We start from the raw sequence: 25,673 nt of genomic DNA on the forward strand, positions 1-25,673 counted from the left end.
AATAATTTATTTTATTCAGTTAATCGAAAATTTAATTATTTAAGTTGATATTATATTGTAAGTATGTTATTATAAAAGAGCAGTTGGTACGTAAAGTGCTAGCGTGGAGCTTAGAGTGTCCTTCGCCGGTCTCTAAGCTCCTTTTTGTTCGTCAAAAAATAATTGGTTGTTTTTGGAAGGTGACTAGAAGCTATATAATTAGGGCGGTGAAAGTAATTGAAAATATCTGAATTAGAAAAAATTATATTAGATAATACATCTAAACTCAATTTAAATAGAGCCAGAGAAATATTGAAAAGGGCGGATCTGATAGAAATTAGAATAAATAGGATAGATGATTATTACAATATATATGGAAACTTTAAAAGTGAAAATAAAATACAAAATTATAATGCTCATTTAAAAATAGACATTATAAAAAAAAGAATCATACTTGCTAAATGCGAGTGCAGTATGTTTCAAAACGTGGATGCTAAGAATAATATTTATTTATGTGAACATTTAGTTGCAATAGGATTGGGCTTTGTAAATCAAATAAAAAATAAACTTAATAAAAAAAATGAAAACAAAGAAGTTTTAAGGAAAGATAAAAATTTTTTACTTGCTCTATCTAATATAAATAATACAAAAGAAAAGCTAGAAGTAAATATTTCTTTAAAAGAAGTATTTGAAGATAAAGGTAATTATTTTGATATTAATATATTTGTAGGAATCAATAATATGCATCCAATTATTAATATTCAGGAATTTATTATATGTGTGAATCAATCCAAAGAATATCATATTGGAAAAGGATTAATATATAATGATAATAAATATTATTTTTCTAAAGAGGACAAAGAGATTTTAGAATATATTTATGAATATACGTTGATTTCTGATCATAATAATAATAGTAATAACATAAGAATTCATAAAGAAATTTTGCGGAGATTTCTTAAAATGCTTTTATATAAAAAAATAAAATTCAATTATAATTATCAAACATATAATTGTGAAGTAAAAGATGAAAATTTACCTATTTCATTTACGTTGAAAGCAGTAAATGAAGGTTATGTTTTAACTACTAAGAAAGTTTTTCCAATACCATTAAATGATAAAATGGATGTTTTCTTTTATGATAGGAGAATATACATTCCATCTTTTGCTCAAATTGAAGTGTATAAGATTTTTTATAATACTCTTAAAGAAGATAATAAGATTACATTTTATAACGACATACAAATTAACGATTTATTTAATTTAATTTCACATATTAATGTTATGTCTAAAAATTTATCATTAGATGATGTTATTATGGAAAAATTAGCAGAAAATATAAAAGTGGATTTTGTGTTTGAAAAGAAAGAAGAAAATTTTTATTGTAATGTTTTTTTAATAAATGATGAAAAGAAACTTTCTTATAATGAAGTTTTAAATTCCAGTAATTCAATTATAAAAAATTCAAAAAAGATAAGGCTTATAGAAAGTGTATTGAACAAAAATAGATTTTTTTATAAAAATGGAACTTTTATATTTTATGGAAATGATGATGAGTACTATCTTTTCTTAAAAGAAAAATTTCAGTACCTAAAGGAGCTAGGAGAAATAAGAGTTGCAAAAGATAGTGATAAATATTTTAAACTTTATAAAGGTGATATATCAGAAGTAAATTTAAATGAATATGAAGATAATAATTTTAATTTTTCATTTAAATTAGATGGAATTGATAATAAAGAATTAAGTTCTGTTATAAATGCTTATAAAAATAAAAAAACATATATTAAGCTTAAGGATGATACTTTTGTTGACTTAGAAGATGAGGAGCTAAGGGAATTTATAAGAATTATAGATTCTTTAAATATAGACGTTACAGAAGGCAGAGATGAATATAAAATTGAACTAAATAAAATTTATTATTTAAATAGTAAATTAGATAGTAAAAAAATAAATTTAATTAATGGAAAAGAAAATTTGGAAGAAGCATTAAAAAAACTAAATGAATTGAATGAAAATCATTTTGAAATTCCAAGTGGCCTTAATGGTTCTCTTAGAGAATACCAGATTAAAGGATATAATTGGTTTAAAAGTTTGAGCTATTTAGGCCTTGGTGGAATTTTAGCAGATGAAATGGGTCTTGGAAAAACAATTCAAACAATAACATTTTTGTTATCTGAAAAAAATAGACATTCTTTAATAGTTACACCAACATCACTTATATATAATTGGAAGCAAGAATTTGACAAATTTGCTCCAAGTTTAAAGATTGGAATTATTCATGGAAATAAAAATGAGAGAATGAAAGTCTTAAATAATGTTTTTGGTTATGATATTGTATTAACTACCTATGGAACGTTAAAAAATGATGTTTTAGAATATGAAAATATTAAATTTGATTATTTAATATTAGATGAAGGACAAAATATAAATAATTCGGAATCACAAAATGCAAAATTAATAAAAAATATTAATGCTAAGAGTAGATTTGTTTTAACGGGAACACCAATAGAAAATAATTTATTAGAGCTTTGGGCTTTATTTGATTTTATAATGCCAGGATATCTTTATAAGAAACAAGAATTTTCTTATAAATTTATTAAGCAAGAAGAAAATTATCTTGAAGATCTTAAAATACTCATTAGTCCTTATATTTTAAGAAGAATTAAAAAAGATGTAATTAAGGAAATACCAGAAAAAATAGAAACTAAGTTTTTAGTTGAAATGACAGATTCTCAAAAGAAAGTATACAAAGCATTTCTAAAGGAAATTAAAGATAACATTAAAAATGCCAATATTAAGAAAAATAATATGACTATATTTTCTTATTTAACAAAACTAAGACAAGTTTGTTTAGATCCAGCTGTTATAATTGATGAATACTCTGGTGGCAGTGGTAAAATTAATATTGCAAAAGAGTTGATATTAGAAAATATAAAAGAGCATAAAATTTTATTATTTTCTCAATTTACATCTGTATTATCCAGAATTTCAGAGGAATTAAAATTACAGAATATAAAGTATAGTTATTTAGATGGAAGTATTTCTTCAAAAAATAGATTAAAACTTGTAGATGAATTTAACGAAAATGAAAATATAAGAGTATTTTTAATATCATTAAAAGCAGGAGGAACAGGATTAAATTTAAGCAGTGCAGACATTGTTATTCATTTTGATCCTTGGTGGAATTTGTCAGTAGAAGATCAAGCTACAGATAGAGCTCATAGAATAGGTCAAAAACATGTGGTAGAGGTAATTAAATTAATAGCAAAAGATACAATTGAAGAAAAGATATTACTTCTTCAAGATGATAAAAAAGAACTCATAGATAATGTTATAACATGTGAGTTGAAAGATGGAAATATAATCAATAAAATTACAAATGATGAAATGTTAAGCTTATTTTCGAGCTAAATAGTTAAAATTATGTTATAATGGGGGAGCTTGCGGTAAAATAGTTATTTATTCCAAGCAAACTAATAAGTAGTTGAAAATTAAATTCCAGAGTGTGAATAAAATGTCATATTTGGTATATGAAACATTATCAAATTTGATATTATCTGTTATTTGATGAGTAAAAATATGATAAAATGGGCATATACAAATGTATTTATTAAATGTTAAATTAAAACTTTATATAAAAGTTTTTCATTTAATTAATAAAAAGTACCAAAATAAATAAATTATTTTGTATATAATAATGACCGAGAAGGGAGCGCATGGTATGCTCGAATGTGTTTTGATAGATTTACATGCTAATGAGAACACAAGTGTAAATGAACTTATTGAAAAGCATATGCCTTTTATAATAAAAAGTATTTCAGATGTTACAGGAAGATATGTATCATGTGAAAATGATGAAGAGCTAAGTGTTGGTTTACTTGGATTTCATGAGGCTATTGAAAGATATGATAATGAAAAAGGTCATTTCCTATCTTTTGCAAAGCTTGTTATAGGAAGTAGAATCAAAAATTATCTAAAAAGTGAAAATAAACATCAACATTCATCCCTTGAAGAATTACTGGATAAGGGCTTAGAAATTAAAGATGAATATTTAGAGCAAAAAGAAGATAATAGCATATTGATTGAAGAAATAAGTAGACTAAAAACAGAAATAAGTTCTTTTGGGTTTACTTTAGAAGATTTAGCAAGTGAAGCTCCTAAACAGCAAGCAACAAGAAGAAATGCAATTAGTTTATCAGAAGAAATAAGCAAAGATGAAGAATTTACTTCTTTTATGTATGTAAAAAAAAGGTTACCTATTAAAAGAATTGTTTTAAAGTTTTCTGTTACAGAAAAGGTAATTAAAGGAAGCAAAAAATTTATAATTTCTGTGGTAATAATAATTGACAAAAATTTCAGCGTTTTAAAAAATTGGATCAGAAAGTAGGTGATAATTATGAATAAAGGAATGATAATGGAAGTAAAACGGAATTATGCTATTGCTTTAAATGATGAAGGATTTATGGAAAAAATAACATCTAAACAAAATTTGGAAGTTGGTCAAAAGATATTTTATTTCGAAGATGATGTTGTGAACACAACTGCCAGTAGAGTTCATAGGCATAATAATTTAATAAAAGCATTTGGATCAATTGCTGCATTATTTTTACTTGTATTCACCTTCTTTAATCCTATGAATAATACAAAGGCGTATGCTGTTGTTAGTTTAGATATTAACCCTAGTATACAAATAGAAGCAGATAGTAATCAAAAGATTATTAAAGTTGAAGGTGTTAATATTGATGGTAAGAATATAGATTTTAGTGATATTAAAAATATTTCTCTTGATGATGGAATAGATAAAATAAAAGAAAAACTTGTAGAGAAAAATTATTTAGATACTAATAGGGAAGTACTGGTTGGTATTTTTATAGAAAATGGAGATAATAGTGCTTATGCAGATAATATAACAGAAGCTATTAATTCTACTTTCAATACAGAAACAGTTACTTATATTAAAGGCAATAAAGAAGGCGTTGATGAGGCTAAAGCAAAAGGTATAAGTTTAGGAAGATATGAAGCGTCACTTGTAGCAGATGAAGAGACAAAGAATATAATAGATAAAGCACCAGTTAAGGATATTACTTCAAGTATAAAAGACAAACCAAATGTTTCTCAATGGCAAGCAGGTGTTGAAAAATTAGAAGCTGATAAAGCAAAACCTGACGATGTACCAGTAGTAAAGACAAACCCTGAAGTAAAGTCTGAAACTCCAGGAACAGAGAAGCCACCAGTTAAGGTACCTGAAAACACTGACCCTAGGATTAATAAAAATACTGATGGAGAACAAGGCAAAGATAATAATACTAAGCCTGGAAATAATGGAGTATTAGAATTAATACCAGAAGCACCACCAAAACAAGAAGGAAAGAATGATGCTTCAACTTCAAATCCAATCCCATCAAAGGATAGTAGTATTATAATAGCGCCAGATAATGGAACTATTGAGAATAAGACAACGTCAGGAAAGATTCAAGAAGATACTAATAAAATATCAGAGCAACCAGCAAAAACTGGAGAGACTTTGGTGAATAAGGATACTAAAAATTAAAGTAGTTTTTAATTTATAAAAAGTGGGTTTATCTATGAGTGATAAACCTACTTTTTTTAGTGGGAATTTATAGATACTCTATAGTGAAAACTACACTTAGATATATATCCTTCTAAAATTAAAGTATACTCTAAGTTATATTTGTAATGATTAATTTATAGAAATTGAACATTAGCTGTTGAACAGTGAACAATGAAAATTAAATTTTGCTATAAAAAATGAGGACTAGAATAATGATTTATAGTATACTTACTAATAAGGTATATTCAAAAAAATAACGGGACAGTATGCCTAAGTATTATTAATAAGAATTTGGGGAGAATTAAGAATGATAAAAGAATATTTAAAAAATCACGTGTTAATAAGCGATGGAGCAATGGGTACATATTATTCAGAGTTAACAGGAAATGATGCATCATATTGTGAATTTGGTAATTTAAATGATAAAGAGACTATAAAAAAAATACATGATGAATATATTAATGCGGGAGCTAAGTTAATACGAACTAATACTTTTTCAGCTAATACATATGATCTTGGAGTTTCGAAAGATCGATTAAGTGATATAATTAACTCCGGAATAAATATAGCAAAAGAAGCTACAAAAAACAAATCTGTTTTTATAGGAGCAAGCATTGGACCCATAAAAGAGGATAATATAGATGAATCGCATGATGAAATTTTAAACGAATATAAATTTATAGTAGATTGCTTTTTAGTTAATGGAATTGATAGTTTTGTATTTGAAACTTTCAGTAATTACAATTATCTAAAGGAAATAAGTGAATATATAAAAAGTAAAAATTCAGATAGCTTTATATTAACACAGTTTGCAGTTAAACCAGATGGATTTACAAGAGATGGATTAAGTGTAACTAAATTAGTTAAAGAAGTTAAAAAGATAGAAAATATAGATGCGTATGGATTTAATTGTGGTTCAGGACCATCTCATATGTCTGAAATAATAAAAAAGATTAATATAGGCAATGATATTGTTTCAGCACTTCCTAATGCAGGATTTCCAGAAATAATTCATGAAAGAACAATTTACCCAAAAAATTCAAAATACTTTGCAAAAAAAGTTGATGAAATTAAAGCCATGGGTGTTTCTATAGTTGGTGGATGTTGTGGCACAAATCCAAAGTATATCAAACAATTAGCATCTTTGATTATAGAAAATTCTAAAGTGGTTAAAACTATTAGTACATATGAAGAAACCGCTAAGGAACATGAAAAAAAGATGAAAAATACTTTTAAAGAAAAATTAGATAATAATAAATTTGTAGTTGCAATAGAATTATCTGCACCTATAGATACAGACATATCAAAGCTTATTACTGGAGCTAAAATATGCAAAGAAAACAATATTGATTTGGTAACAGTGCCTGATTCACCAATGTCAAAAGTAAGAGCTGATTCAACAATTATAGCATCTAAAATAAAAAGAGAAATAGGCATTGAAGTTATGCCTCATATTTGTTGTAGAGATAAAAATACAAATGCTATAAGATCGAGTTTAATTGGTTCTCATATTGAAGATATACGAAATGTACTTGCAATTACAGGTGATCCTATATCAGATGCTAGTAAGGTTGAAACAAAAAGTGTATTTAATTTAAATTCATTTAGATTGATGGAACTTATAGATGATATGAATGTAGAATTTTTTAAAGATGATAATATTCTTATAGGTGGGGCATTAAATTTAAATGTTTTAAACAAGGAAGTAGAATTTAATCGTATGTTAAAGAAAATAGAGAAAGGCGCAAAATTCTTTATAACTCAACCTATATATGATGATGAAGCTATAGAATTTTTAAAGAAAATTAAGGAAAGAACAAATGTGAAGATATTAGCTGGATTACTTCCAGTTGTGACTTATAGAAATGCAGTGTTTTTAAATAATGAGCTTGCAGGAGTTACAATACCTGACAAATATGTAAAAATGTTTTCGGAAGATATGAGTAAAGAAGAAGCGCAAGAAGTTGGAATAAAAATCAGTGTAGAAATTGGAAGAAAATTAAAAGGCATTTGTGATGGATTATATTTTACAACTCCATTTAATAGAGTTAGTATGCTAATTGAAATAATAAAACAAATTAAAGATTAATATAATTCTTCAAATACTGGAGGGATTCTTATGAAAATAGGTATTATAAGACATTTCAAAGTTAATTGCCATAAAAATCTTTTTATGACATCAAAGGAATTTAAAAAATGGGAAGATAATTATAATAAAAGTGATGTTATTGAAGAAGATGTAGAATTAATGGGAATAAAATGGGATAAATGTTATTCTAGTACACTCATAAGAGCAATAATAACAGCACAACATGTGTACAAAAAAGATATAATTAAGAATGATTTGATTAGGGAAACTATAATAGATCCTATATTCAAAAGTGATTTTAAACTCCCATATTGGTTTTGGGCAGTTAGTGGAAGACTTGCTTGGTATTTTAATCATAAATCTCAAGAGGAAATCAAAATTATAACAAGGGAAAAAGCTGAAAAATTTGTTGATCTACTTTTAGATGAAGCAAAGACAGAAGGCACAGAAAATATATTGATAGTTACACATGGCTTTTTTATGTATAGTCTCCAAAAAGAACTTAAAAAAAGAGGATTTATAGGAAAATTTATATATAGTCCTAAGAATGGTGTATTATATTTACATAAAAAAGAATAATGTTAAATAATAATCCACTCTCAGCAATATGTCCACAAGTGTGGGGTAAAAGTTTATAAATGTAAATTTTGGCACATTTAAATTAATATATAATTAATAAGGGAGTAGAGAAAAGATGGGTATTACAATAAAAGATATTGCAAAACTTGCAAATGTTTCTCACACAACAGTATCAAGGGCACTTAATAATAGCCCTTACATAAATGAAGAGACAAAGGTTAAAATTAAAGCTTTAGCAAAAGAATTAAAATATGTACCGAATTATAATGCAAAAAGTTTAGTTTTGCTGAAATCATATGTTATTGGAGTTTTCTTTTCGTCTATTAGTGAGGGAACATCAGACACATTTTTTCATGAGATTATAACGGGAATAAATAACGTAATAGATAAAGAATATAATTTAGTTATTAGAGGGATAGATAACTATGAATATTCTCATCCAATAGATAATAAAAACTTTGATGGGATAATAGTGGTTAGTCAAAGTAAAAATGACGATGAATTCATAAAAAATATAATTGAAAAGGATATACCGATTGTAGTAATTAATAGACATATAGAAACTAATGGGATTGTGAATATAATGTCTAATGATACTAAAGGAGCTTATGATGCAGTTGATTATTTAATAAAAAATAATCATAAGAAGATAGCATTAATACAAGGAAATAAAGAATATGAGTCAAGTCTATATAGAAAAAAAGGATATATTAAAGCTTTAGAAGATAATAATATTCAGATAAATGAGGAATATATCATAAGTGGTAAATATAATTTGCAAAGTGGATATGACAATATGAAGAAATTAATACAATTAGAAAACAGACCAACAGCAGTATTTTGTTTAAATGATGATATAGCAGTTGGAGCCATGAAGGCTGTTGTAGAATCAGGATTAAATGTTCCAAATGATATTTCTATTATAGGGTTCGATGATAGTAATTTCTGCAACTATGTCACTCCAACTTTAACAAGTGTAAGAAAAGAAGCATCAATTATGAGCGAACATGGTGGAATAAATTTATTAAATATAATAAAAAATAATAATGTAAACAAAGAAAAAATTTATATTGAATCAAAGCTTGTGGTGAGAGGTTCGGTAAAGAATTTGAAATAGAAGACTCAATATAAAACAGTAATAATTAGTTAGTAAGTTGTATATTGTAAAAAGAAACCTACATAAAATTAGTATCAATATATTTAATTAAACTTAAAATTTTCAGAACAATATATAAAGCTAACTAATTTTAAAAAAGTTGTTAACGTTAACAAAAAAGTATTGCAATATTCAAAAATTGATATTATAATATAATTAATCAATAGATACTAACTTATTAATTTTTGTTCACGTTAACAATGTAAGTAATCTTAATTGTTAACGTGAACAAACAGAAAAGATAAATATAGAATTTGGAGGAATAATTAATGAAACTAAATAAAGAATTATACAAAGAGTTTAAGACTTATCCAGAGAAAGTGATTCAATTTGGAGAAGGGAATTTCTTAAGAGGATTTGTTGATTGGCAAATAGATAAGATGAATGAAGAAGCAAATTTTAATGGAAGTGCAGTAGTTGTTCAACCTCAAGAAGGTGGTTTAATTGATATGTTAAATGAACAAGATGGTCTATACACCCTTTATCTTCAAGGTGTACAAAATGGAGAAGCTGTAAAGACTCACAAGATTATAAATAGTATAAGTAGAGGAATTAATCCATATAGAAATTATAATGAGTACTTAAAACTTGGAGAAAATCCAGAAATAAGATTTATAGTTTCAAATACTACTGAAGCTGGAATTGCTTTTGATGAAAATGATAAATTAAATGAGGGATGTCAAAAGAGTTATCCAGGAAAACTAACAGCCCTCTTATATCACAGATTTGTAACTTTTAATGGAGATGGTACTAAAGGAGTAATAATAATACCTTGTGAACTTATAGATAGAAATGGTGAAAAACTTAAGGAAATAGTATTAACATATGCAGAACTTTGGAATTTAGGACAAGACTTTGTTAATTGGATTAATAAGGATAATACTTTCTGTTGTAGTTTGGTAGATAGAATAGTTCCGGGATATCCAAGAGATACAATTGACGAAGTTACGGCAGAGCTTGGTTATGATGATAGCTTAGTAGATGTCGGAGAAGTATTCCACCTATGGGTAATTGAGGGACCACAATCTATAAAAGATGAATTACCAATAGAAAAAGCAGGACTTAATGTAAAAATTGTTGATGATATGACACCTTATAGAACTAGAAAGGTTAGAATATTAAATGGACCTCATACAGCAATGGTACCAGTAGCATACCTTTATGGATTAGAAACTGTAGGAGAATCTGTAGAACATGAAGTTATAGGACAATATGTTCATGATGTAATCTATGATGAAATCATAGAAACTTTAGATCTTCCTCATGAAGAATTAGTTGAATTTGCAGATGCAATAATTGAAAGATTTCAAAATCCATATGTTAAGCACTACTTAATGAGCATAGCATTAAATTCAATGTCTAAGTATAAAACAAGAGATTTACCAAGTTTAACTGAATATTTAAAACGAAAAGGAGAACTTCCTAAAAAATTAGTATTCTCTCTTGCAGCATTAATTGAGTTTTACAAGGGTAAAAGAGGTAGTGAGGACATAGAATTATCAGATGATGAAGATATATTAGAATTATATAATGATTTATGGTCTAATTTTGATGGTACACCAAAAGGGCTAAATAAGATTGTAACATCAGTTCTTGCATATGAAAAAAACTGGGGGATGAACTTAAATGATATCCCAAACTTAACATATGAAGTTACAAAATATTTAGAATCAATTGAAAGTTTAGGAATTAAAGAAGCTATTAAAATAGTTCTTTAGTAATATAAATGTAATAATAAGTAATTACTAATTATTGCAAAGAATTAACTATAAAATAGAAATCAATTAATTAATAATTAGGAGGAAAAACATATGAATTTTGATGAAAATTGCTTTTATTGTTCAAAGAATGAAGATCTGGACTCTTTAATGATTAAAATTTGTGATTTGGACGTATCAACAGTATATCTATTTAAGGAACAAACTTATAAAGGAAGATGTAATGTAGTTTTTAAAGAACATAAAAGTGAAATTACAGATTTAACAGAAGAAGAAGCAGCAACATTTATAAAAGATATTAGAAAAGTAGCTGTAGCAATTCAAAAAACTTTTAATCCAAATAAAATAAATTATGGAGCATTTGCAGACACTATGAAGCATCTTCACTTTCATGTAGTACCCAAATATGAAGGCGGTCCATCCTGGGGGGAAACTTTTGATATGAATCCAGGTACGGTTTTATTAAGTGATGAAGAATATAGCCAATTAATAATAAAGATAAATAGTAATTTATAAGGTTTAAAATATTAGATAATAATAAGCTAATTTAGATTAAAAAATTTTATTAATAGATTTAAATATGCTCAAATGATGAAAAGCTTTTATTAAAAGTGGAATAATATAAACAGGAGGAAAAAAATGAAAGATTTAGCTAATAATATTGATAGCAATGAATCAGTTAATAATACTTATAAAAGTGGAAGTACTAAATTAACATTAAAAGAAAAGATATCATATGGTTTTGGAGATTTTGGTAATGGATTTATGTTTGATTTAGGTCAAGCATACCTTACAAAATTCTTTATTGATGCATGTGGAATAGGGGCAGGCGCAGTTGCAGGTATTTTCTCACTTACAAAAATATTTGATGCTTTTATGGATCCAATTGCTGGATCAGCAGTTGATGGTAGAAAGAATATTGGTAAATCTGGAAAGTTTAGACCAATTATGATGATTTCAAGTATAATTCTCGGAATACTTACAGTTGTTACATTCACTATGCCTAATGTATCAATGCCAATCAAGATTGCATATGCATATGCTACATATATGATTTGGGGACTTGTGTATTCATTTACTAATGTTCCTTACGGATCATTAGCATCTGTTATGACAAGGGACGTTGAGGACAGAAGCCAATTAGCAACATATAGACAGGGCGGTTCTTTAGGTGCCCAATTAATTACAGGTGTAGCTTTTGTTCCAATACTTATGTATTTTAAAAATCCTAAAGTAGGATATCCAATAGCTGCTTTAATTATGGCTGTTATAGGAGTAGGCTCATTCTATATATGTTTTAGAAATACTAAAGAACATGTAAAAGTTAACAGAACAGGTAATTCAGAAAAAGCAAGTGCTAAAGATTATGCAAAAGTTGTATTCACAAATAGACCACTTTTATGTTTAATTCTTATGACTGTATTTACAATATCTGCAATGAATACAAATAATCAAATGATGATATTCTTTTGCCAATATAACTTGGGAAGTGTTGGATTCCAACCTATTATAAATTTCATAATGATTGGCTGCTCTGTTGTAGGAATTTCTTTAATACCAAAGCTTGTTAAAAGGTTTGGTAAAAAGAAGACTGCAATGGGAGGATTCATAGTAGGTGCTATTGCTAATGGGTTGAATTTTATAATACCAACAAACTTCTACTCATTTGTAGTACTTGTTACTATTGGTTATGTAGCTTTAGCTATTCCAAATGGAGTTACTTGGGCATTCGTATCAGATGCTATAGATTATGGTGAATGGCATACTGGAATAAGAAAAGAAGGTATTACATATGCTGCATTTAATTTTTCGAGAAAAATTGCTCAATCTGTAGCTGCTCTTATTAGTGCGGGAGTACTAGGGTTAACAGGATATGTAGCCAATGCTCAACAAAGTGCAACAACTCTACTGGGAATAAAAGGTGCGATGACAATATATCCAGCATTTGCTTTAGCTGTTGCAGCTATCGTGGTTGGTTTATTATATAATTTACCAGATGATAAGTACATAAAGATAGCAAAAGACTTAGAAGAAGGAAAATGGGAAAAAGGTATTATAGAATAAAGAACAATATAAAAAGCTGTTCTCGTTACCATATAAAAGACCTATTATTGTTAACGTAAACAGTAAGAATTAAAAACTTTATTAAATACTATATGATGAAGAAAGAAGGGTTTAACTTGAAAAAATTCATGGATGAAAATTTTTTATTATCAAATACTACAGCAGAAACTTTATATCATGAGTATTCAGAGAAAATGCCAATTATAGATTATCACTGTCACATTAATCCAAAGGAGATTTTAGAGAATAAACAGTTTGCTAATATAACTCAAGTATGGCTTTATGGTGATCATTATAAATGGAGAGCTATGAGAACGTATGGAATAGATGAAAAGTATATTACTGGAGATGGAAGCGATTATGAAAAGTTTTTGGCTTGGGCAAAAACTATTTCAGTAGCTATTGGTAATCCACTTTATCATTGGACTCACTTAGAATTAAAAAGATTTTTTGGTATAGATGAGGTGTTAAATGAAAAAACTGCACCAGATATTTGGGGAAAAGTAAATACTATGCTAAATAGTGATGATTTTACCGTAAGAGAGCTTATTAAAAAATCTAATGTAAAAGTTATATGTACAACAGACGATCCAATTGATTCACTTGAATATCATTTAGCAATTAAGGAAGATAAAAGTTTTAACGTGAAAGTTTTACCAGCTTTTAGACCTGATAAAGCCTTAGGAATTAATAAGGAAACCTTTAAGGAATGGTTCGGAAAATTAGAAGAAGTTACTGGTGGAAAAATAGCTTCTTATGATCAATATTTAGAAGCTTTAAAGAAAAGAGTTGAATTTTTCCATGAAGTTGGATGTAGAGTTTCAGACCATGCATTAGATTTTGTTCCAGTTGGAAATGCTTCAATTGAAGAAGTAAGAAAAATATTTACTAAAGTACTAGCAGATGGCCAAGTATCATTTGAAGATGAAAATAAATTCAGAGCATTTACATTAAAATATATAAGTAAATTATATCACGATTTGAATTGGACAATGCAATTACACATGAATTGTGTAAGAGATAACAATACAAAAATGTTTAATAAGCTTGGAGCAGATACTGGATTTGACTCCCTTAATGATACAGAAGTGGCAGTACCACTTTCAAGATTATTAGATTCTTTAAAAAATGAAGATGCACTTCCAAAGACAATAATTTATAGTTTGAATCCAAATGATAATGCAACTATTGGAACATTAATTGGATGTTTCCAAGGAGATAATATAAAAGGTAAAATTCAATTTGGATCAGCTTGGTGGTTTAATGATCATAAGATTGGTATGCAAGAACAAATTAGATCATTAGCTAACTTAGGACTTTTAAGTGCCTTCGTAGGAATGCTTACAGATTCAAGAAGTTTCTTATCATATACAAGACATGAATATTTCAGAAGAATTCTTTGTAATATAATTGGAGAATGGGTTGAAAATGGTGAATTTCCTAATGATGTAGAAGTTCTGGGAAAAATTGTAGCAGATATAAGCTATAATAATGCTGAAAAATATTTTAACTTTTAATTAGAAATAAAATGGAAAAATTTAAAGTGAGGTGCAAAAATGAGAAGAGAAGAAGTATTAAAAAGAATAACAGATGCTGGTGTTGTTGCAGTAATTAGAGGAGATTCTAAAGATGAAGCAATTAAAATTGTAGATGCAGTATCAAAAGGTGGAATAAAAATTATGGAACTTACAATGACAGTTCCAAACCCTATAGATGTAATTAAAGAAGTAGCAGAAAAATACAAAGGAACAGATATAATTGTTGGAGCAGGAACTGTGTTAGATACTGAAACAGCTAGAGCGTGTATCTTAGCTGGAGCTCAATTTATTGTAAGTCCAAGCCTAGACGTTGATACATTAAAACTTTGCAATAGGTATAAAATTGCAGTAATGCCCGGAGTAATGACTGTTAAAGATGCGATTACTGCTTTTGAATATGGTATTGACGTAGTTAAAATATTCCCAGCTAATCTTTATGGACCATCTGTAATTAAATCATTTAAGGGACCTCTTCCTCAAGGTGATTTTATGCCAACAGGTGGAGTTACGGTAGCTAACTTACATGAATGGATAGAAGCCGGTGCAGTAGCTGTTGGAACTGGTGGAGATTTAACTAAAGGAGCTAAAACTGGCGATTATGAATTAGTTAAAAAAACTGCTAGAGAATTTGTTGAAGCATATAAAAGGGCAAAGGAGAAGAAGTAATATGGATGTTGTAACATTTGGAGAGTCAATGGTTGTTTTTAAGCCTAATATTAATGGGCCATTAAGGCATGTTCATACTTTTACTAAGTCTCTTGGTGGAGCTGAATCAAATGTTGCTACTGCAATAGTTAAACTTAATCACAGTGTTGGCTGGTTTTCAAAAGTATCAGATGATGAATTTGGAAGGTTTGTTATAGATTCTGTAAGAGCAGAAGGCGTAGATACATCAAGAGTAATAGTTGATAAAGAAAGAAGTACAGGCTTGCTTTTTAAAGAGCATTATCAAAGAAGCAATCCTAATGTATATTATTATAGAAAAAATTCAGCAGCTAGCACTCTTTCTGTAGATGATATTGATGAAGAATATATAAAACAAGCAAAAATACTTCATTTAACAGGAATAACACCAGCATTATCAGAAAGTGCTAGGGAAGCTGTATATAAAGCTATTAAAATTGCTAAAAATAATGGCGTTTTAGTATCTTTCGATCCAAATATTAGATTGAAATTATGGACTGCAAAAGAAGCTAAAAAAGTTTTAGTTGATATAGCAAACAAGGCAGATATAGTAATGCCAGGATTGGATGAAGCAGAACTTCTACTAGGATTAACTAATAAAGACGAGGTTTGTGACTATTTTTTAGGAAAAGAAGCAAAAATAGTAGCAGTTAAATTAGGTGCAGAAGGCTGCTATATTAAAAACAAAAAAGAAGGAGTCAAAGTTTCGGGATATGATGTTTCAGATTTGATTCAAGATACAGCTGGAGCAGGCGATGGCTTTGCAGCGGGATTCTTATCTGGATTTTTGGAAAATTTGCCATTAAAAGAAATTGGAGAATATGCAAATGGCGTTGGAGCCATGGCAACATTAGTTCAAGGTGATATGGAAGGATATCCATATTATGATCAATTAATGGAGTTTATAGGAAAGAAACAATGTATAGAAAGATAACATATTTATAATTTAATCTTAATAAGTTGCAAAATGAGGGATGTTGAAAGAAAGAATATTAATATAACAAAGTATAAAATATAATAATTAAAAAATAATTACTATATATGAAGATAGTTAAAAATATTTGTTTGAAAAAATAAATTTAAGTTGAATATATTCTATCTCTAAATTGAATATGAAACAAAATAATAACCATGTTAAAATAAAATTTTAACTATCTTCAAATTATAAATTGTAGCAAATAAGTAATGGTATAAATAGATGTTCACATGTGCAAGGAAACAATGAACACTTGACGATGTAAAATAAATAATTATAAAATATTGTGCATCGTGAATTGTGTATTGAATTAATGCAAAATAGCTTTAATAAATATAAAGTTTGGAGGAATAACTAATGAAAGAAATTTTAAAGATAAATGAAAAAGACAATGTTATAGTAGCGCTTAGAGATTTGTCTAAGAATGAAGTAATTGAAGTAGATGATAAAAAAATAGAAATAAAAGAAGATATAAAAAGAGGACATAAAATTGCTATAATGATCATATCAGTTGATGAAAATATAATTAAATATGGATATCCAATTGGGCATGCTACAAAAGAAATTCAAGATGGAGCTTGGGTTCATACTCATAATATTAAAACTAATTTAGATGGCATAAAAGATTATACATTTAATCAAAAATTATCAGAAAGTTCAGAAAATGATGAGAAGATTACATTTGAAGGTTATGAACGAGAAAATGGAAATATAGGTATAAGAAATGAACTATGGATAGTTCCAACAGTAGGTTGTGTTAATGGAATTGGAGATAGAATTATTGAGAAGTTTAAAGAAGAAGTTAAGCCAGTAGGTTTAGATGGGATTGAGGTATTTAAGCATAATTATGGTTGTTCACAGCTTGGAGACGATCACGTTAATACAAGGACAATGCTTGGAAATTTAGTAAAGCATCCTAATGCGGGAGGCGTATTAGTACTTGGACTTGGATGCGAAAATAATACAATGGAAGATTTTATAAAGTCATTAGGAGAATATGATAAAAAGAGAATTAAATTCTTAGTTTCACAAGAAGTTTCTAATGAAGTAGAAGAAGGCGCTATCATCTTAAAAGAGCTTTATGATAATATGAAAGGAGATACGCGAGTATCTATTCCTTTATCAAAATTAAAAGTTGGATTAAAATGCGGTGGATCTGATGGACTTTCAGGAATAACTGCAAATCCTCTGGTAGGTAGTTTTTCAGATTTTCTAGTATCTCAAGGGGGTACTACAATTCTTACAGAAGTACCAGAAATGTTTGGCGCAGAAACAATACTTATGAATAGAGCAAAAGATGAAAATACCTTTGATAAAACTGTACATTTAATTAATGAGTTTAAAGAATATTTTATGGCATATGATATGCCAATATATGAAAACCCATCACCGGGAAATAAGGCAGGAGGTATAACAACTCTTGAGGATAAGTCTTTAGGATGTACGCAAAAATCAGGAAATGCAACAGTTGTAGATGTACTTAAGTATGGGGAAACTCTAAAAACTAATGGGCTTAATTTATTAAGTGGACCTGGTAATGATCTAGTAGCAGCATCTGCCCTAGCGTCTGCTGGATGCCATATTGTATTGTTCACAACAGGTAGAGGAACTCCATTTGGTACTTTTGTTCCTACAATTAAGATATCAACAAATACAGCACTTTATAATTTAAAGCCTCATTGGATGGACTTTAATGCGGGATGCTTGGTTGAAGATAAAACTTTGGAAGAAGTAACAGAAGAATTGCTAGAATTTATACTTAAAGTTTCCAATGGACAGCTTGTAAACAATGAAATCAATAAATTTAAAGAACTTGCAATATTAAAAAAAGGTGTTACTTTATAAAAAAATTTAAAATTAATCAAAATACTACTAAAATCAATATAAATTGATTTTAGTAGTATTTTTTTGAATAGAACTAAAAATATATTTTGGATATTTATAAGCAGAAATAGAGTATGTATACTGTAGGATTTAAGCCAAATGTAATCAAATCGGATGGATATATAAGTAAAGCAGTTAAACATTATAGTGATATAGAAATAGATTTTGAAGGAATATTTGTTGGATGTTTAGGAAGTACTATTAATAAGGAAGGAATTCTTTTGGAAGCGGTATTAAAATATTTAAATGATATATAAAAATCAAAAATGGCCATAAATGACTAACTAAAAGTGAAAAACGAGCATTTTAATCTATAAATATTAGGAAAATTAAATATGTTGAATTAATTTGAATTATTTTGAATGAAAATGCTTGATTTTTTTTGAAAGATAAGTTATTATAAATACATAGGAGTGGTGATAATGTTTACAGAAGAAAGATTTAGTATCATTCTTCAAGAATTGAAGAAAAAAGGAATAGTATCAGTTACTGACTTAGTTAAAATTTTAGATTCTTCAGAATCAACAATTAGAAGAGATTTAAATTCACTTGATAAGAAAGGCCTTTTAAAGAAAATTCATGGAGGTGCGATTTCAATTGACGAGAGTTCTTCTAAACATGACTATAGGGTTGATGTTAGACAATCTTTAAATGTAGATGAAAAGTATGAGACAGCAAAACGTGCAGCGACGTTGATTGAAGATGGAGATGTAATCTACATAGATGCTGGCACAACTACAGAAGCAATAATAGAGTTTATAAAAGCTGAAGATATAACAGTTGTAACAAATGGAATAGTTCATGCTAAAAAAGCTTTAGAAAAAGGTTTTAGAACATTTATCTTGGGTGGAGAAATTAAAGCTTCTACTGAAGCAATTATTGGAAGTAATACAGTTGAAGAACTTAAAAAATACAATTTTTCAAAAGGATTTTTTGGAGTTAATGGTGTAAGTAACAAAAATGGGTATACGACGCCAGATGTAAATGAAGCTATGGTTAAAGCTCAAGCAATGAAAATGTGCAAACAATCATTTGTCTTAACAGATACATCAAAATTAGAAAAAGTCAGTTTTGCAACTTTTGGAGCAATAACAGATGCAACGCTCATAACAACTAAAATAAATGGTAATGATATTTGTTATGATACTAATGTAATAGAGGTGATAAAAAATGATTAATACAATAACTCTTAATCCGTCTTTAGATTATATTGTTAAAGTTGATTCTTTTAAAGTTGATTCTTTAAATAGAATTGAAGAAGAAAGAATTTACGCAGGCGGAAAAGGTATAAATGTATCCATAGTTCTTAAAAATTTAGGCGTAGAAAATACAGCTCTTGGATATGTTGCTGGATTTACTGGAGATGAAATATTAAGACAAATTGAAAGTCATGGAGTAAATTGTGACTTTGTAAAATTAGAAAAGGGATTTTCTAGAATAAACGTAAAGCTTAAAAGTGATGGGGAAACAGAAATTAATGGTTCTGGTCCTGAAATTACAGAAGAAAATCTAAAAATATTATATAAAAAACTTTCTAATTTAACTAAAGGTGATTATTTAATATTATCAGGAAGTATACCAACAAGTGTGCCAGATGATATATATGAAAATATTATGAATAGTTTATTAGGTTTAGGCGTTGAATTCATAGTTGACGCAACAAAAGAATTGTTACTTAAAGTGCTAAAATACAAACCATTTTTAATAAAACCAAATCATCATGAACTTGCAGAAATGTTTAATGTTGAATTAAAAGATGATGAAGACATAATTAAATATGGTAAAAAGCTTCAAGAAATGGGTGCAAAAAATGTTCTTATTTCAATGGCTGGTGATGGAGCTATTCTATTACCTGAAAACGGTGAAGCGATAAAAAGAGAAGTTCCAAAAGGAATTCTTAAAAATTCAGTTGGTGCTGGAGATTCAATGGTAGCAGGTTTCTTATGTGGATATCTTAAAAATAAAGATATAGATGAAGCATTTAAGATGGGTATTGCAACTGGTAGTGCTAGTGCATTTTCAGAGGAACTGGCAACTGAGGACGAAGTATATAAGTTATTAAAAGAAATATAATTATTAATGCTCAATTATCAATGTTCAACAATTGAAAACTGAACATTGGTAATTGGAACTTTAAAATTACCAATATAATTAATATAGTTTAAATTACAAACATGATTGAGTTAATGAAAACGTTAATAATGAAAAGACAATAATATTATCTTTTCAATTAAATTATAAAGGAATATATTTTATATTTATAGGAGGGACAAAAAAATGAAAATTGTAGATTTATTACAAAAACAAGGTATAAATTTAAATTTTAACCCTAATACAAAAGAACAATGCATTAATGAATTAGTCGACTTGATGGATAAGACAGGAAACTTAAAGGATAAAGAGGAATATAAAAAGGCAATATTAGCTAGAGAAGAATTAAGTACAACAGGTATTGGTGAGGGAATAGCAATTCCTCATGGAAAAACTAGTGCAGTTAAAAAGGCATCACTTGCAGCAGCAATTTCTAAAAATGGTGTTGATTATGATTCATTAGATGGTGAACCTGCACATCTTTTCTTCATGATAGCTGTACCAGATAATAGTGATAATTTACATTTAGAGGTTTTGGCAAGATTATCTACTATATTAATGGATGAAAAATTTAGAACAAGTTTAATTAATTGTTCTGATACAGATCAATTTTTAAAATTAATAGATAAAAAGGAAATTGAAAAATTTCCAGAAGAAGTTAAGGGGGATATTGAAATGAGTGATAAGGGTTACAAAGTCTTAGCTGTTACTGCCTGTCCTACTGGAATTGCACATACTTATATGGCAGCTGAAAGTCTTGAAAGCAAAGGTAAAGAAATGGGGATTTCAATAAAAGTTGAAACTAATGGTTCTGGAGGAGCTAAAAATGTTTTAACTAAGGAAGAAATTAAAAATGCTGATTGTATTATAATTGCAGCTGATAAAAATGTTGAAATGGCTAGATTTGATGGAAAGAGAGTTATTAAGACTAAGGTTTCAGATGGAATTCATAAGGCTACTGAACTAATAGAGAAAGCAACAAGTGGAAAGGCTCCTATTTATCATCATGAAGGTGGTAGCGATAGTTCAAGTTCAGATATGGAAGGTGAAGGAATAGGTCGTCAAATTTACAAACATCTTATGAATGGTGTATCTCATATGTTACCATTTGTTGTAGGTGGAGGTATACTTATAGCATTAGCATTCCTTTTTGATACGTACGATGCTACAAATCCTTCAAACTTTGGAATGAATACACCACTAGCAGCATTCTTAAAAACAGTCGGTGGAACTGCTTTTGGATTTATGCTTCCTGTACTTGCAGGTTATATTGCAATGAGTATAGCTGATAGACCAGGACTCGCAGTAGGTTTTGTTGGTGGAGCTATTGCAAAGGCAGGTATAACTTATGCAGCCTGTTTTGATTCTAAGATACCAGTAGTTAGTGGTGGTTTCTTAGCGGCTTTATTTGCAGGTTTCGCTGCAGGTTATATAGTTTTAGGTTTAAAGAAAGTATGTAAAGTATTGCCAGATTCTTTAGAAGGATTAAAACCAACATTAATATATCCATTAGTAGGAACATTATTAATTGGTGTTGTAATGGTAATAGTTAATCCATTCTTTGGAGCAATATTTACTGGACTTACAAATGGTCTTAATTCAATGGGAGGAACTAGTAAAGTTCTTCTTGGAATAGTTGTAGCTGGTATGATGGCAATAGATATGGGTGGTCCATTTAACAAAGTTTCGTATGTATTTGGTACAGCAGCACTTACAGCATCACTAGCTAGTGGAAATGAAAGTGGATTTTTAATAATGGCAGCAGTAATGGCTGGTGGTATGGTTCCACCTCTTGCAATTGCATTATGTACAACATTCTTTGGTAATAGATTTACTGAAAATGAAAGAAAATCAGGTATAACTAATTATGTAATGGGATTATCATTTATAACTGAAGGTGCAATACCTTTTGCAGCAGCAGATCCATTAAGAGTAATACCTTCATGTATAATTGGTTCAGCTACAGCAGGGGCCATTTCAATGATATTTAATTGTACATTAATGGCACCACATGGTGGAATATTCGTTGTTCCTGTTATAGGAAATCCATTTGGATATCTTGCAGCAATAGCTATAGGATCAATAGTTGGTATGGTTATGTTAGCCGTATTAAAGAAACCATTAAAGAAATAATATTTTTTAATTAAAGGATATGAACAAATAGCCATCTCTGAATGATTTTGAGTCATTTATAGATGGCTATTTAATATAGCAGAACTCTTAAAATAGAACATGAAAATGTATTGGAAGTCTTAAAGTGTACTAGGTGAGAGGGGATAATTATGAAACGTATAGATAAAATTTATAATTACATCTTAAATAATTCTAAAAAATTTACTAAGGATAAGTTGCTTGAAATCAAAGGATTCAATGCTCAAGAAATTGAAGAGTCTCTTGATATATTAAAAAGTAATGTATGTAGAGAACTTAATGTACTTTGTAGGAATAAGAAAATAGTTAAAATTAAAAATAGACCTGTTTGCTATTTTGATAGAGAATGTTTTGAAAATATATTATGTATAAAATTGCCATCTGATTTAGAAGAAATAACAGATATTAATGATTATATTAATAGTAAAATAAATATCAATACTGAAGAACAGTCTCCATTTAATTATTTAATTGGTGCAACTACAAGTTTGAAAAATTCGATTGAACAAGCTAAGGCAGCATTATTATATCCACCTAATGGACTTCATACATTAATAATAGGTAGTACAGGGGTTGGAAAGAGTTTATTTGTTAATATAATGTATCAATATTCTAAATATATACAGAAATTACCCGAAGATGCTCCATTTATTATATTCAATTGTGCTGATTACTGTAATAATCCTCAACTACTTTTATCTCATATTTTTGGGCATATAAAAGGCGCTTTCACAGGTGCTGAAAAAGAAAAAGAAGGTATTGTGGAAAAAGCTGATGGAGGCATATTGTTTTTAGATGAAATTCATAGATTACCACCTGAAGGACAAGAAATGATTTTTTATTTTATGGATACAGGAAAATACAATAAGCTAGGTGAAACAGATAGACACCGCACTGCAAATGTATTATTAATAGGAGCTACAACTGAGGATCCTAATTCCACATTACTAAATACATTTATTAGAAGAATACCTATAACAATAGCTATTCCGAGTTTTGAGGAACGACCTATTGAAGATAAGCTTGCAATGATAAATTATTTAATCTCAAAAGAAGCACAAAGAGTAAACAAAACTATAAAAGTTTCATCAGAAGCTGTTAAGGCATTTATAGGAAGCACGACCTATGGAAATGTTGGACAATTAAAATCTAATATTCAATTGGCTTGTGCAAAAGGTTTCTTAAATTGTATTAATACAGATAAATGTATTGATATAAACCTAAATTTACTTCCTCCAAATATAAAAAATGGGATATTTACTTTTGTAAATAAAACAAAAGATAATACAACAATGTGGAATATTATTCCAAATACAATTATAATTCAACCAGATGGAGATAAAACATTTTTAGAAACTGATGCGTATGAACCTCCTTTTAATATTTATAACATAATTGAAGATAAGGCATCATTACTTGAAGATGAAGGTATGAGAGAAGACGATATTAAAAATTTTATAACTACAGATATAAACATCCACTTAAAGAAATTCTATGATAGATTTAAAAATGATATGCATCGTAGAGAAGGGTTACTTAAAATAGTTGATAAGGATATTGTTGAGTTTGCTGAAGAAATAAAAGTTTTAGCTGAAGACAGATTAGATAAAAAATTAAGTGAAAGATTTATTTATGCTATAAGTCTTCATTTTAGTGCATTATTCAATAGAATTAATAAAAATACTGTCTCATTTTCATCTGATATTAATTTACAATCTTCAATTAATAGTAAGGAATATGATGTTGCTAAAGAAATCCATAAACTCACAGAAGAGAGATATAAACTAACTATTCCGCAGGTTGAAATTGAATATTTATCAATACTTTTAACTTCAATACAAGAATCATCACATCAAGAAAGAGTTGGAATCGTAGTAGCAGCTCATGGTACAAGCACAGCTACAAGCATGGTTGCCGTTGCTAAAAAACTTTTTGATGCAGATAATATTATTGCAGTTGATATGCCACTTGAAAGAACACCTTCTGATATTTTAGAAAGTGTAGTTGAAAAAGTGAAGCAAGTTGATGAAGGCAAGGGCGTATTACTTTTAGTAGATATGGGGTCATTAAAAAGCTTAGGAGAAGTTATTACTGATAGAACTAATATTGAAACTAAGAGTATTGATATGGTATCAACTCCAATAGTATTAGAAGCTGTTAGAAAATGTGCACTTTGTGACAATGATTTAAATTCTGTTTATACATATTTATGTGCTGATTTTAGAGGATATACTAATAATATTATTACAGAAAGTTCTTTAGATAATGAGGGCATCATAATTACAATTTGTTCCACAGGTAAAGGAGCAGCAATTAAACTTAAAGAATTGGTTGAAGCTGTAACTAAAAATATTGCGGCAGAAAATATTGATATTATTCCATGTGGATTAAATGGTCTAAAGGAATTAATAAAAAGCCTTTCTAAAAAAAGTAACATTATTTCTCTTATTGGAATTGAAAATCCTAACATGGGAATTCCTTTTATATCAATTGAAGAATTAATAGATGGATCTGGTGAAGAAGCTTTAAAAAGTATTATTCAAGGTAAAGCTATTAATATTACACATAAAAGTGAAAATAAAATTATATTAAAAAATCTATGTAAACAAACATTAATAGAAATTATAACATTTCTTAATCCAGAAAAAATATATCCATTATTAGATGACTTTGTAAACTCAATTGAAAAATCTTTAGATACGCACTATTCAAATCCTGCAAAATTAAGGATTATGTTTCATGTTGCATGTGCATTAGAGAGAATGCTTTTAAATAATGGATTAACATATGAAGATTCGAATGTAAAATTTGATACAAAAATTTTAAATGCATTGATGGAAGCAAAAACTATATTTAAATCAGCATTATCAATAAATTTAACTGATCATGAGATATATTATATACTTGATATTGTTAATAAAAATTAGAAATTGACATTGTTTATTATAAGTACACCAACTCTAGGATTGGTGTACTTTTTTTAAAATTTTGGCTATTAAAGTAGGGAGAAAATGATTACAAAATCAGTTTATATATTTTAAGTGAATCAAAAAGTGACATTGTTTGAAATAATGATAAAAAAAGTATGTTAGAAGTGTGTCAAGTGTGTTTTTAGAATGTTAAGCTGAGTTTTAAAGAAATAAATATCCTCGTAAAATGCATAGTTGTAGGAACACTTTAATTTTGACATAC

At 28.1% G+C, this 25,673-nt stretch carries 18 protein-coding genes; all 18 read left to right on the forward strand.

Annotated features, from left to right (window positions below):
• Positions 1 to 216: 216 nt before the first annotated feature.
• Entirely contained in the window at positions 217 to 3,390 is a 3,174-nt protein-coding gene (locus psyc5s11_RS11015; RefSeq protein ID WP_224037629.1) for a DEAD/DEAH box helicase, read from the forward strand.
• Positions 3,391 to 3,700: 310 nt separating this feature from the next.
• A complete protein-coding gene (gene sigI / locus psyc5s11_RS11020) occupies positions 3,701 to 4,366 on the forward strand; it encodes an RNA polymerase sigma factor SigI (RefSeq protein ID WP_224037630.1) in 666 nt (221 codons plus the stop codon).
• 9 nt (positions 4,367 to 4,375) lie between these two features.
• The gene (locus psyc5s11_RS11025) at positions 4,376 to 5,530 is read left to right on the forward strand and encodes an anti-sigma-I factor RsgI family protein (RefSeq protein WP_224037631.1); all 1,155 of its coding nucleotides are present in this window, start codon (positions 4,376 to 4,378) and stop codon (positions 5,528 to 5,530) included.
• Positions 5,531 to 5,858: 328 nt separating this feature from the next.
• The gene (locus psyc5s11_RS11030; RefSeq protein ID WP_224037632.1) at positions 5,859 to 7,640 is read left to right on the forward strand and encodes a bifunctional homocysteine S-methyltransferase/methylenetetrahydrofolate reductase; all 1,782 of its coding nucleotides are present in this window, start codon (positions 5,859 to 5,861) and stop codon (positions 7,638 to 7,640) included.
• 30 nt (positions 7,641 to 7,670) lie between these two features.
• Positions 7,671 to 8,219 carry a histidine phosphatase family protein gene (locus psyc5s11_RS11035; protein ID WP_224037633.1) on the forward strand — a complete coding sequence of 183 codons (549 nt, stop codon included), beginning with the start codon at positions 7,671 to 7,673 and terminating at the stop codon, positions 8,217 to 8,219.
• A gap of 115 nt (positions 8,220 to 8,334) precedes the next feature.
• Complete coding sequence (locus psyc5s11_RS11040; RefSeq protein WP_224037634.1) at positions 8,335 to 9,336, forward strand: LacI family DNA-binding transcriptional regulator; 1,002 nt, start codon at positions 8,335 to 8,337, stop codon at positions 9,334 to 9,336.
• A gap of 308 nt (positions 9,337 to 9,644) precedes the next feature.
• The gene (locus tag psyc5s11_RS11045; RefSeq protein ID WP_224037635.1) at positions 9,645 to 11,093 is read left to right on the forward strand and encodes a tagaturonate reductase; all 1,449 of its coding nucleotides are present in this window, start codon (positions 9,645 to 9,647) and stop codon (positions 11,091 to 11,093) included.
• Between the two features lie 93 nt (positions 11,094 to 11,186).
• Positions 11,187 to 11,609 carry an HIT family protein gene (locus psyc5s11_RS11050; RefSeq protein ID WP_224037636.1) on the forward strand — a complete coding sequence of 141 codons (423 nt, stop codon included), beginning with the start codon at positions 11,187 to 11,189 and terminating at the stop codon, positions 11,607 to 11,609.
• A gap of 123 nt (positions 11,610 to 11,732) precedes the next feature.
• Entirely contained in the window at positions 11,733 to 13,157 is a 1,425-nt protein-coding gene (locus tag psyc5s11_RS11055) for a glycoside-pentoside-hexuronide (GPH):cation symporter (protein WP_224037637.1), read from the forward strand.
• A gap of 116 nt (positions 13,158 to 13,273) precedes the next feature.
• Positions 13,274 to 14,674 carry a glucuronate isomerase gene (gene uxaC, locus psyc5s11_RS11060; RefSeq protein WP_224038177.1) on the forward strand — a complete coding sequence of 467 codons (1,401 nt, stop codon included), beginning with the start codon at positions 13,274 to 13,276 and terminating at the stop codon, positions 14,672 to 14,674.
• Between the two features lie 39 nt (positions 14,675 to 14,713).
• Positions 14,714 to 15,361 carry a bifunctional 4-hydroxy-2-oxoglutarate aldolase/2-dehydro-3-deoxy-phosphogluconate aldolase gene (locus psyc5s11_RS11065; protein WP_224037638.1) on the forward strand — a complete coding sequence of 216 codons (648 nt, stop codon included), beginning with the start codon at positions 14,714 to 14,716 and terminating at the stop codon, positions 15,359 to 15,361.
• Position 15,362: 1 nt separating this feature from the next.
• The gene (locus tag psyc5s11_RS11070; RefSeq protein ID WP_224037639.1) at positions 15,363 to 16,313 is read left to right on the forward strand and encodes a sugar kinase; all 951 of its coding nucleotides are present in this window, start codon (positions 15,363 to 15,365) and stop codon (positions 16,311 to 16,313) included.
• Between the two features lie 399 nt (positions 16,314 to 16,712).
• Complete coding sequence (locus tag psyc5s11_RS11075; RefSeq protein WP_224037640.1) at positions 16,713 to 18,200, forward strand: UxaA family hydrolase; 1,488 nt, start codon at positions 16,713 to 16,715, stop codon at positions 18,198 to 18,200.
• A 113-nt stretch (positions 18,201 to 18,313) separates the two neighbouring features.
• Entirely contained in the window at positions 18,314 to 18,496 is a 183-nt protein-coding gene (locus psyc5s11_RS11080) for a hypothetical protein (protein WP_224037641.1), read from the forward strand.
• A gap of 165 nt (positions 18,497 to 18,661) precedes the next feature.
• A complete protein-coding gene (locus psyc5s11_RS11085) occupies positions 18,662 to 19,417 on the forward strand; it encodes a DeoR/GlpR family DNA-binding transcription regulator (protein WP_224037642.1) in 756 nt (251 codons plus the stop codon).
• A complete protein-coding gene (pfkB, locus tag psyc5s11_RS11090; RefSeq protein ID WP_224037643.1) occupies positions 19,410 to 20,312 on the forward strand; it encodes a 1-phosphofructokinase in 903 nt (300 codons plus the stop codon). Before psyc5s11_RS11085 ends, pfkB begins: the two co-directional genes overlap by 8 nt.
• Before the next feature lie 204 nt (positions 20,313 to 20,516).
• Positions 20,517 to 22,463: a PTS fructose transporter subunit IIABC gene (locus tag psyc5s11_RS11095; protein ID WP_224037644.1), complete on the forward strand. Its 1,947-nt coding sequence runs from the start codon at positions 20,517 to 20,519 to the stop codon at positions 22,461 to 22,463.
• Between the two features lie 149 nt (positions 22,464 to 22,612).
• Complete coding sequence (locus tag psyc5s11_RS11100) at positions 22,613 to 25,408, forward strand: sigma-54-dependent transcriptional regulator (RefSeq protein WP_224037645.1); 2,796 nt, start codon at positions 22,613 to 22,615, stop codon at positions 25,406 to 25,408.
• Positions 25,409 to 25,673: the final 265 nt, after the last annotated feature.

It is taken from the genome of Clostridium gelidum (assembly GCF_019977655.1).
Classification (GTDB): Bacteria; Bacillota; Clostridia; order Clostridiales; family Clostridiaceae; genus Clostridium; species Clostridium gelidum.